The 10254-nt window shown below is 51.3% G+C and carries 7 protein-coding genes; all 7 read right to left on the bottom strand.

What is annotated here, in order from left to right:
• The coding region (locus QF669_08930; GenBank protein ID MDP6457552.1) for a M6 family metalloprotease domain-containing protein at positions 1–3258 on the bottom strand (3258 nt) is incomplete at its 3' end.
• Positions 3259–3476: 218 nt separating this feature from the next.
• A complete protein-coding gene (locus QF669_08925) occupies positions 3477–6332 on the bottom strand; it encodes an immune inhibitor A (GenBank protein MDP6457551.1) in 2856 nt (951 codons plus the stop codon).
• Between the two features lie 45 nt (positions 6333–6377).
• Entirely contained in the window at positions 6378–6971 is a 594-nt protein-coding gene (gene clpP, locus QF669_08920; protein MDP6457550.1) for an ATP-dependent Clp endopeptidase proteolytic subunit ClpP, read from the bottom strand.
• An 11-nt stretch (positions 6972–6982) separates the two neighbouring features.
• Positions 6983–8281 (bottom strand): trigger factor, encoded by a 1299-nt coding sequence (gene tig / locus QF669_08915; protein ID MDP6457549.1) that lies wholly within the window; start codon positions 8279–8281, stop codon positions 6983–6985.
• Between the two features lie 164 nt (positions 8282–8445).
• Positions 8446–9093 (bottom strand): hypothetical protein, encoded by a 648-nt coding sequence (locus tag QF669_08910; protein ID MDP6457548.1) that lies wholly within the window; start codon positions 9091–9093, stop codon positions 8446–8448.
• A 160-nt stretch (positions 9094–9253) separates the two neighbouring features.
• Positions 9254–9484, bottom strand: coding sequence for a hypothetical protein (locus tag QF669_08905; GenBank protein MDP6457547.1), 231 nt, complete (start codon positions 9482–9484; stop codon positions 9254–9256).
• A gap of 17 nt (positions 9485–9501) precedes the next feature.
• Positions 9502–10254: TonB-dependent receptor (locus tag QF669_08900; protein ID MDP6457546.1), on the bottom strand; the 753-nt coding region annotated here is incomplete at its 5' end.

Genomic DNA, 10254 nt, shown 5'->3' with positions numbered 1-10254 from the left:
ACCCTGCTCCCGCCAACCGTTAACTGCTACTGCCACCTGACGGCCCAGTACATTATAGATCGTCAGCTCCACATCCGCTTGCTGCGGCAGATCGTATCGGATGGCAGTCGCGGGATTGAAAGGATTGGGATAGTTCTGATAGAGCTGGAACGACGCCGGCAATATAACAAATTTTTCGTCGACTATGAGCTTCGAATCGCCAAGAAATCCCGTCCGGTGCGGACCGCCCCTGTAGCTACTCCAGTAATATCCTATGCCGGAGGAACTCTTGATATCGATCAGTTCAATACCTCTCCCTGTTCCCACGGCGATCTCTGCGTCGCCATCTCCGTCCACATTTGCCACAGTGAAGGAGCCTTGCACCGGCGACGAGATTTCCACGGGAAAATTTGGCAGGCGTTCTCCGCTCAGACTAAAGACAGACAACAGACCACCCCTTTCGGCGCTGACGATTTCGGCGACACCGTCATTGTCAAAATCGAAGAAGACGGGCGCCGTCTGGACGTTGCTTTCTACCTGCTGCGGCCAGCCCGGAAGATCGTTGCCATCGCTGTCAATGCCGTAGAACAGCTGATCGTTGCTACCGAAGAAGATTTCAAGCGAGCCGTCGCCGTCGAGATCATCTGCCACCGGAGACCCGAGGACGTCAGCCCCCGTTGCGTATACGAAGCGAGCGCTCCCGTCCCACTGAATCACGTGCACTTTATCGTCAGCCGAGCCGACGATGATTTCAGGCTTGCCGTCGCCGTCCAAATCAGCCAGTGCCGGATCGGTATCGATCTTGCCGCCGGTAGCGTAGGGAAACCCAGCAACAACCGAGCCGTCACTTTTCAGAGCATAGACGTTCTTTTGCCACGTCCCCACCACAATCTCACTTGCATCGTCGCCATCGAGATCACCCACGGCCGGCGACGTCATGAGCGACTCGCCCATATCTACAGGAAATGAACCGTAGTCAGTTGCATCGTGATTGATCACATACAGCTTCCTGGCAAGATCACCGAAAATAATCTCAAGATCACCATCACTGTCCATATCCTTGAGTACAACTGTGGACCTGATAAAACCTTCGGCCTCGTACTGCGATTTGACCTTGCCTGAATCATCAAGAACGTAAAGATTCTTGTCCACAGAACCAAAAACGATCTCCACAGTGCCGTCACCTTCCAGGTCCCCGATGGCAGGCGTTGACCGAATCTTGTTCCCCGTTGCGAAAGTCCACTTCAGTTCGCCGTTGGAACCAATCACGTAGAGGTCAAAGTCGTCAGATGCGGCCACTATCTCAGGATCTCCGTCCAGGTCGATATCGGCGATGGCCGGCGCAACCATGACCGCCCCGGACTCTACAAAAGGGAAACCTTCCTGATCAAGAACAACCTCTACGTCAACTGTCTGCTGAAATTCAAAAAGAGTTGCTCCCTCTCCCGAGGAAACTTGTAAATGCAGCGGTATGGTGCGCGGCGTAATACCGGCGGCGATGACAAATTCAATTTTTTCGGTTATGTTTACCCCTGTCACACCGGGATTGATGTCAGGGAAATTCGCTACGCCGGATATAATTGACAGAGTGGGGTCATCGGCCGACGCTTCAACGGATACACCGGCAGCCACACCTGCATTCTCTGAATTGGCCAGCACCACGCGCAGGGCCGCCGTCTCTCCCGGATTGATCAGTCCATCATCGTCGCCCGAAATAATCTGAAAACTGTACGATTCCAGAGTGAGATAAGGGACTTCACTGTTCGGTACCCAGACTTTAGCTTTTATGAGATCTCCCTCTTCGGCAATATCGTAGACCGCAACATACGACGGTTCGGAATAGTAGCTCCGAGAGTTGGGCATTGATTCATTGTCGTAGATGTGATTTCCTATCATACCGGGATACGGATCGCCCTTGTCACCGCGGTTGCTGCCGTTCTCAAGATCGAAGCGTCCATCAGCCTGTTCCAGGCCGACGCCATAGTGGGGTTCGTCATTGTTGATGTTGTTGGACCCGGGCCAGTGCGATGTCTTTTCCGTATCGATGTGCCAAATCAAAAGACCGCTTTCAGGCAAATTCTCGTCAAAACCTGTCTTGCGACGATTGGATAGAAGAAACCTCTCCGAACTGTCAGTTGAACTTTTGATTCTATAGACAACAGGACTGTTCTCTACAGGCACAATCTCCAGATCGGTCGTAAACGAGTCAATATCGGTCGGCTCCAGCCATCCAAGCTTAATCTTAGCCCAGGCACAGGGATGCGACGGCTTCCACGGAGAACCACCGTCACCGCCCCATCCGCCGCCGGCCATCAGACCCCAGTTACCAATACCATCTGAACTGTCATCGGTATCGTAAAGATCGGGGAGACCAATTATATGTCCGTACTCATGAACGAATACGCCAATACTGCTCATGGAGTTGTGATACTTCTCCGGCTGCATGGAAAATACGTCAATCCAAACCCCATCGTACTGAATCTGTTTGTTATTGTGTCTCAGATCTCCCTTGAACGACCAGATATTGGAGTCGTCACCCTCTTCAGCACCTCTTCCGGCGTGAATAATGACAACACCATCCACACGACCGTTGCCATCATTATCGTACTGTGACCAGTCAATGCCCGCCACCTCAGCCTGATCAACCGCGTAACGCGCCAGGTCGACCTGCCGATTGGTTGCATTGGTCGCCTCTTCCGCGTAATAGTCGTGCTCGTTCTCGGCCGTGAACCAGCCGAGAACGGTAGCCATGGTCATAAACTGACCATAAGATACTTCACTAAAGTAATCTCGGAAGCTCCCCGTATTTTTGTAATTATCCTCATTCATCATTTCAAGGAAGTTCTGTTTGCGGTACTTGTGCTCCATATCAGGATAATTGATCAGCAATACGGGAATATTGAAATCTTCTACGCCGGTTGCGGCAATATCCACGGCCGGCAATGCGCCGGAAATCGCCCTTCTCAGCGGCTTGAGATGCTTTGGCAAATCACGCACTTTCTCACTATCAATTTCTATCCTGCCTGTAACTTTGACAGCGCCGGGGACCAGTCTACCGTCAACCACTTGCTGAACGTATACCCACTCACCCTCTTCGTTTTCCGTTACCGAGTATCCTGCAGCGGTTTCGTACCAGTGCTGCCACTTGTCACCCTGCAACACAAGTTGGATCTCTGTTCCGTCCGGCTGCCGCTTGGTGATGATCCCCGGTTTGGCAATGATGGCCAGGAGCGATCCGGTCATGAAAAGAAGGACAACGATCGTTCTTACTATTCTCATGAAGTCATCTCAGCTGTCTCGGCACTTAGTCTCTGAGATGGATTTGTATAATCTCTTCTACCATCGCACAGGGCATCCCGACCCTGTGTTCCTGTGGTAATTCTTCATAGACTATCATCAAATAAGTTAACACATGCGGGACAGAAAAACTGTGATAAATGCAACAGATAAGCAAAGGGATCCCTCAGTAGACCGGTCAGAAATCACCGGATGAACATCTACTTCAGGAGGACAATTTTTCTGCTGGCGGAGAAAGATCTGGCTGTCAAGCGGCAGAAGTAAATTCCCGATGCTAAATCTCTACCATCGAGGAATACACGGTGCTGACCGGCTTGGATATGTTCGTCCAGGAGCGTCTTTACGGAGCGGCCGTTAATGTCGTATAGAATCAGACTGGCTCGGCCCTCCCGGGGCAGGGCGAACGGAATTGTCGTCATCGGATTGAACGGATTAGGATAATTCTGTCCCAGCGAAAATTTCAGCGGCACGGCGTCAGATTGCGGCGAAGCGACGCTCACAGCACCCTCCATCAGCGCCCGGATCATCAGGTCAGCAGCGTAGAGATTGGAGAGGGGCTCCCACGAACCACCTGCAGCCCGAAAGTGGCTGCGGCCGTCTACATCATCGTTAAAGTCGAGTCCCAGATTTGGCGAATCGGCCGTCTCCTCCCAGCCGATATAGATATCACCGTCATTTACCGTCACATCAGGGTCGGTGACAGAAATCTCATTCCACCCTTCAACGATCCCTTCGACCAGTACGCCTCCCCCCAATTCATTCCCGGGGAAACCGTTATCGCCATCATCATCCCAGAACCTGACCCAGGCCGATCCGCCCCCGGTTTTGGCGTACAACTCCACTTCCAGTACACCCGCCGGATAACCTGTCGGTGTGAACCTGACGGCATAATGACCACCCTCTCCCAGCGAAGTGGCGCCCGACTCCGCGCTACCGTCATCGTATGCCAAGATATAGGCTCCTGCCGTCAGCGGAATGGCTGCCGCCTCATTCGAAAAACCGCTTTCCACCACAGCGGTACCAAGATCGAAGAGGGCCGAGACCGCGTAAATATAGGTCTGCCCGTTCATCACATCGTAATCCATAAACGAAGCCTCGCTCACCCCCGTCCCGGCCAGGAGCGGTTCATCAAAAGATATGCCCTCACTGCGGCGGTAGACATTGTATGCCACTGCAAAACTCTCACCCGGACTCACCACGGCGCGAATGCCCCACTCTCCGTCTGAGATATCGTTTGCCACAGCTATATCTTGCCACGCGAACCATTCGTCAAACAGCGTGTAACTGTTGCCGGAAGGCGCAACACTCTCATCCAGCGCCACAAACATGAGCGAATCATTCTCGTAGGTACCCACTTCCATGGCGAGAACAAACTCACCCTCGAAACTCCAGCTATCGGACGAAAGGTCTATCTCGTTCCACTCGCCTGCTTCGATTTTGACTGTCTTGCTGTACTTGGGCTCGCTTTCTATCTTACCGCCGACGGCGTCAAAAGCGGCCAGTGTGGTGGAAGTCTTGGTGTTGCTGAAGTAGCCAAAAATCCTTGCCGTCTCAAGTTCAGCGCCAAAGGCTGTGTTAAAGTATTCACCGGCGTAGAAGAAGCCTTGCGTTGTATAGATCCCTTCAGTAAAGACATCACCCGATATACCGTCATCACTGTCGTAAAAGAGCTCACCCCCCACGCCTGTCTCAACGGGGTCCCACGTGAGCGTCACCTTTCCGTCGCCACCTTCAGCTGACAGTTCTTGCGGCACGGGATAGAACGGTGAAAATATTTTTTTCCAGACATGCACGTCATCGATGAACAGCCCGTTGCCGTTACCGCCGTCATCATTCTCATCAAAGTGGGTCTGAAACCGCAGGCGGATATTCTTGCCGGCAAAGTCAGACAGGTCGAGATCGACATTACCATTGTAGGGGTAGCCGGGCTGATAGATCTCCCACTGCAACGCTCCTGGCCTGTCGCCACCGCCGTAATCATAAAATACATTTTGCCACGCCAGTCCGGCCTGATTTTGCATCACCACCTGATCGTCGGCATTGTCAAGCATCAGGTTTCCGGATCCAGAATTGTCCACCGAAATATCGTCCAGAAAGAAGCCAATGAGTGATACATCGTCAGAAGTGGAATACTCCGGGTCAGATCCGAAGGCAAAGCGGATGATAACCGTATTCCCGGCAAACCCGGACAGATCGAACGATCCATCTTTCCAGCCGCTGGACGTGCCGCCCCATCCCGCCGTGGAACAGCTCTCACCGTTGTGGAAGAAGCCGAAACAGCTGCCTGAGGCATAGTTGGGCGACCCGCTGATCACCTGCCATGTGGTACCGCCATCCGTAGACAGGCGCACATTAGCTGCGTCCCACCCGTCGATAAGGCAGTTGTCGATAGAGGTCGACCCGCCTTCGTAAGCTTCGATGGCATATTGAAGCTTAAGAGTCAGTTTGGTCTCGCCGCTGGATGGAATCGCGATTGCGGGAGAATCGAGGAACTGCAGCCAGCCGTCACCGTAGCCGTTCAGATTTTCATCGCCGCACCACCACGACTTGCCGTCAAACGCCTCGAATTCCGAACGGTGCCACGGGATCTCATCGGCGTTCGCCACATCCACATTGTAGCTGTCCTCCAGCCCCTCGCTGCCGCTGCCGTTGTAGTCCGGAATGTCAGCCCGGACAGCAAAGTTGAAATGTACCTTCTCATCTTTTTCAATTTCTGGTATTGCGATTGACGGCGAAATCAGCGAGAGGACAGCACCAAAACTGTCATCATCTGCTGTCACACTGTGTATCGGACTGTACGACTCTTCATCCGTCAGCGCCCACCCAGGATCGAATGCCCATTCGTCTGCTCCCGATTCGAAATCCTCAAACCAGACGGTAACCGTGTCAGAAACTGTAGCGCGCTTAATTGAATTCGAGTTGACAGTCCTGCCGGAAAATGAGGCTATCTCAGTGGAGGGATGCGCCTGATGCCGCGGCAGTTCCCCGCCTTCGCTCCAGCAGACAAGTGAGACAGCGATCCACAACGGGTATAAATCAGTCGTCTTGAATATCATCTGTTTTCTCTCTGATCTAGCAATATGATAGTGCAAAAACGGGAGTTACCGGCTCGCCAGTACTTTGTCAATGATGCCGTAATCTTTCGCTTCCTTGGGGGTCATGAAAAAGTCGCGGTCCGTATCCTTGCCGATCTTCTTGAGTGTCTGACCCGTCTGATCAGCAAGGATCTTATTGAGCCGATCCTTCATGGAGAGAAGTTCCTGCGCATGGATTTGGATGTCGCTGGCAGTCCCCTGCATGCCGGCCCACGGCTGATGGATCATCACTCTGGCATTGGGCAGCGCTGACCGCTTCCCTTTGGTTCCCGCAGCCAGGAGAACAGCGCCCATACTGGAGGCCTGCCCCATACAGATGGTAGAAATATCCGGCTTGACGTAGTTCATTGTGTCCAGAATTCCCAGTCCCGCCGTCACAGATCCACCGGGACAATTGATATAGAGAGAGATATCCTTGTCGGCTTTCTCCGCTTCCAGAAACAGAAGTTGGGCGATGACAAGACTCGCAACCGTATCATCAACCGGTGTCCCCAGAAATACAATTCTCTCTTTGAGCAGGCGGGAATAAATATCATAAGCCCGCTCCATACGACCTGTCTGTTCAACTACAATAGGTACAATTTGTGCTTGAATGCTCATACTCTCCTCCACTATGCTGGCCTGTCTTGAGCAAGGCTCTTCTGCTTGCGGAGCTCGCTTGTCGCAATCTTGACCTCGCTTACTTTAGCATACGATTTAATTTTTTCGAACAGTTCCCTATCCATAAGATCTTCCCGAAGGCGTTCCCTGTTTGACTGCTTGCGATAAAAGCGCCGTATCTGACCCGACTCTTTGCCCGCCGCTGCTACGATTTCGTCTATCCTCTCGTCCACCCGTTCATCGGCAATTGACACTTCTTCACCCCTGATCAACTCTTTCCTGATCAGGTACCACTTGAGATTCCTGACGACCGACGGTCTCATCTCAGTGCGAAACTGTTCCTCATCGAGCGTTTCACCGTTCCTGTTGCGGGCATCTTCAAATGAATTATCGATGTAGCCATCTATCATGGAGGGTGGTACTTCAGGGTCAGTTTCGCGCAGAAAATAGGCGATAATTTCATCTTCGAACTGCGCCTCAGCATCGTGATCAAGCCTTTTCTGAATCCTCTCCATAATGTTGCTGCGGAACGCTTCTTCAGTTTCTGCTTCCCCATCCACTTTCTTAATGAAATCCTCATCTACCCGCGGCATGATCTCTTCCTGAACGTTTTTGATAGTGAGTTGATAGCGGGTAGACTCCTTCCCATCTGGTGATGCCACATCTACAACAGCTGTATCGCCGACTTTCAAACCGGTGAGGCGATCAAGATTCTCACCGCCGAAGACACCGTCTCCTACTTTGATATACCTGTCCTCTACCTTTCGTCCAATGATGGGAACGCCCGAAAAATCGAGCTCTTGCATGTCCACAAAAAGCAATGACCCTTCCACCGATCCCGTCTCGTTGGTCTCCAGCCGCGCCGACTGGCGCCTCAACTCTTCAATGAAATCGTCCACATCCTGTTCATCAGGCTGATAGACATTCTTGTTGACCTTCATTTTCTTGCTGTACTTCGGCAGGGTTACTGTGGGCTCCACCTCAAAAGTGGCGGTAAATGTCAGCGGCTGACCCTGACTAAAATCTACCGCCTCAATTTCAGCACGGTTCACCGGTACAAAACCCTTCTCCCGCAGGGCTTCAATATAGAGCTGCTCCACAGTTTGCTGAGCAAAATCGGCCTCAATCTCTAACAAAAATTGCTGCAGCAGTATCTTCTTGGGTACTTTCCCCTTGCGGAATCCTTGTAACTTTACCTTCTTTCGAAAACGATCGATGCTAACGTTAAACGATTCCTGAAGTTCTTCCCAGGGAGCGCTAATATCCATCTCGCGGGTGTAGCTGTTGATTTCTCTGACTTGAATATCCATACTTTGCCTGATTGGAATCCGGGAAATTTACAACGATTAGTGCCCCTCGACAAATGGAAAGCCGTATTTATCATTTTCCACGGAAATATCGGTGAAGTTAATCATGCAGTCTGCTCAAACCAGTTCACCCCGGACCCGGGGCGGAAATTGGTTTGGGATCGTCGTCAGTTGAGAATATTCTTAATAGCAAGCCCGCCCCTGTAAATAAACCACAGCCCTACCATCTGAACAAGGTGATAAATATCGTTATGATTGAAGTGAGAGTGGAGGGAGAAACGAACCGCCCAGAGTACCGCCCCGACAGAAGTAATCAGAAGTCCAAGGATGATATTTCCCGCCCCTGCATCTTTCGTAGTGCCGAATATATAGATCATTGCCGCCAGCACGAATATCATAGCCGGCACAGTGAACTTCATCGCCTGGATAAACTGACTGTCGCGCCAGATGATAACAGCGTAGATTATCAGTCCCAGGATGGGAATCCAGCGTAGAAGGGTGTAGGACTCAAACGACATCACGGCCGCAAGAGAGGTGAGGACAAAAAACATTGCTGTCAGGCCGGCCGATAGTACTGTCGCCTTCCAGACAAGCATCTTGAGTATAGGAGGAAAGTTGGGGCTAAAGCCGTGGGCGATGGCTCCCAGCAGTGCCCCAGCCGCAAGAGTGTAAAACGTCCAGCTCAGATGAAAATGAAACAGGTGGAACTTCTGCCAGTAGAGCTCAGAGATCCGGAGTCCGCAATAGATAGCGAGAAGTGCCAGAAGTATGTTGGTATAAAACGTCATCGGTTCATATAAGCGTTTCTGTCTCATCCAAAACGATTATACACAATTTATAGAGGAAGGTGAAAGTGAAAAACAAATGATTAATGCGATCACTTCCAGGGTATGTCTGTCCAATATCTTCAAGAACAGATTCTTGATTATGCCATTTTCAATTGTTTCGAACAGCACTGCTCCAGGAATATTTAACCTACACTATGGGCTTTTTCTCGCCGCAATAGATACATTCCGTCCCCATCTGTACCTGGAAGCCGCAGGATGGACAGGTCCACTCCTCCAGATCCTCTTCGCTCTCGCCGGACTCTTCCTGCGGGCGCTTCAGCGTCCACGCCATGGCGCCGGCAAAAAGAATCAGTATTGCAAACAGGATAATCCAGAGAAAGTATGTCAGCACGATGCCGCTTCTATCCTTTGAATACACTGTGACAACATTTCATTCTAAAATTCCAGCGTCACCCCGCCTACGGGCACGGTTCTATACTGCCACACCTCTTCTTTTGTCCCGTCCGAGCTGTAGGCATAATCCCAGATATTGTTGCGATCGTAGATGTTCATAATGTCAACATAGGCCACAATATTCATTTTGGGAAGCATCCATCTCTGCAGGAACATAAAATCGAGACGGTGGTACTCGGGGAAGCGAAGACTGTTCCAATTGGCATCCTCGGTGGCTACCCAGTCCCGCAGCTCGGGAATGTAGGTCCGCTCAGTATATGGTCGGCCGCTATTGTAGCCAAAACGAACATTCAGCTCAACCTCATCTGCCAGAGGATTCAAAGGCCCCAGAACCGTTGAGGCTATCCGGAACCATTTTTTCTTCTTCAACTCCTGATACCACACCTCTTTATGGAACTTCTTTTTCCACCCTCCGATAAAGGTGAGCTGATGCCGAATGTCGTAATCCCAGTCATACCATTCCCCTCCCCGTTCTTTATCATTCAATGATCCACTGCCTGTAAAGAAGAGTCGCATATCCTTGGCCTGGGAGTGGCTCCACGCATAACTGAGGAGAAGGTGCCAGTTCTGTGTCATTTTTTTCTGCAGGAATAATTCGAAGCCGCGACTCCTCGCTTCCCCTTCGTTAAGCCAGTGAGCTCTGTGCTCCAGAGGTAAAGGATACTCTTCCTTTGGATTGGTCCAGTAATAATGCGTAGGGAGATTTTCGTACATCTTGTAAAATGCTTCCAGTGA

This window comes from Candidatus Neomarinimicrobiota bacterium (assembly GCA_030743815.1).
Lineage (GTDB): Bacteria > Fidelibacterota > Marinisomatia > Marinisomatales > S15-B10 > UBA2146.
This window is presented reverse-complemented; position numbering and strand designations above follow the sequence as displayed.

What these genes read in the sequence shown, in the direction of transcription:
- QF669_08925 (MDP6457551.1), bottom strand. Translation starts at nt 6,332, where the DNA reads ATGATATTCAAGACGACTGATTTATACCCGTTGTGGATCGCTGTCTCA.
- clpP (MDP6457550.1), bottom strand. Translation starts at nt 6,971, where the DNA reads ATGAGCATTCAAGCACAAATTGTACCTATTGTAGTTGAACAGACAGGT.
- tig (MDP6457549.1), bottom strand. Translation starts at nt 8,281, where the DNA reads ATGGATATTCAAGTCAGAGAAATCAACAGCTACACCCGCGAGATGGAT.
- QF669_08910 (MDP6457548.1), bottom strand. Translation starts at nt 9,093, where the DNA reads ATGAGACAGAAACGCTTATATGAACCGATGACGTTTTATACCAACATA.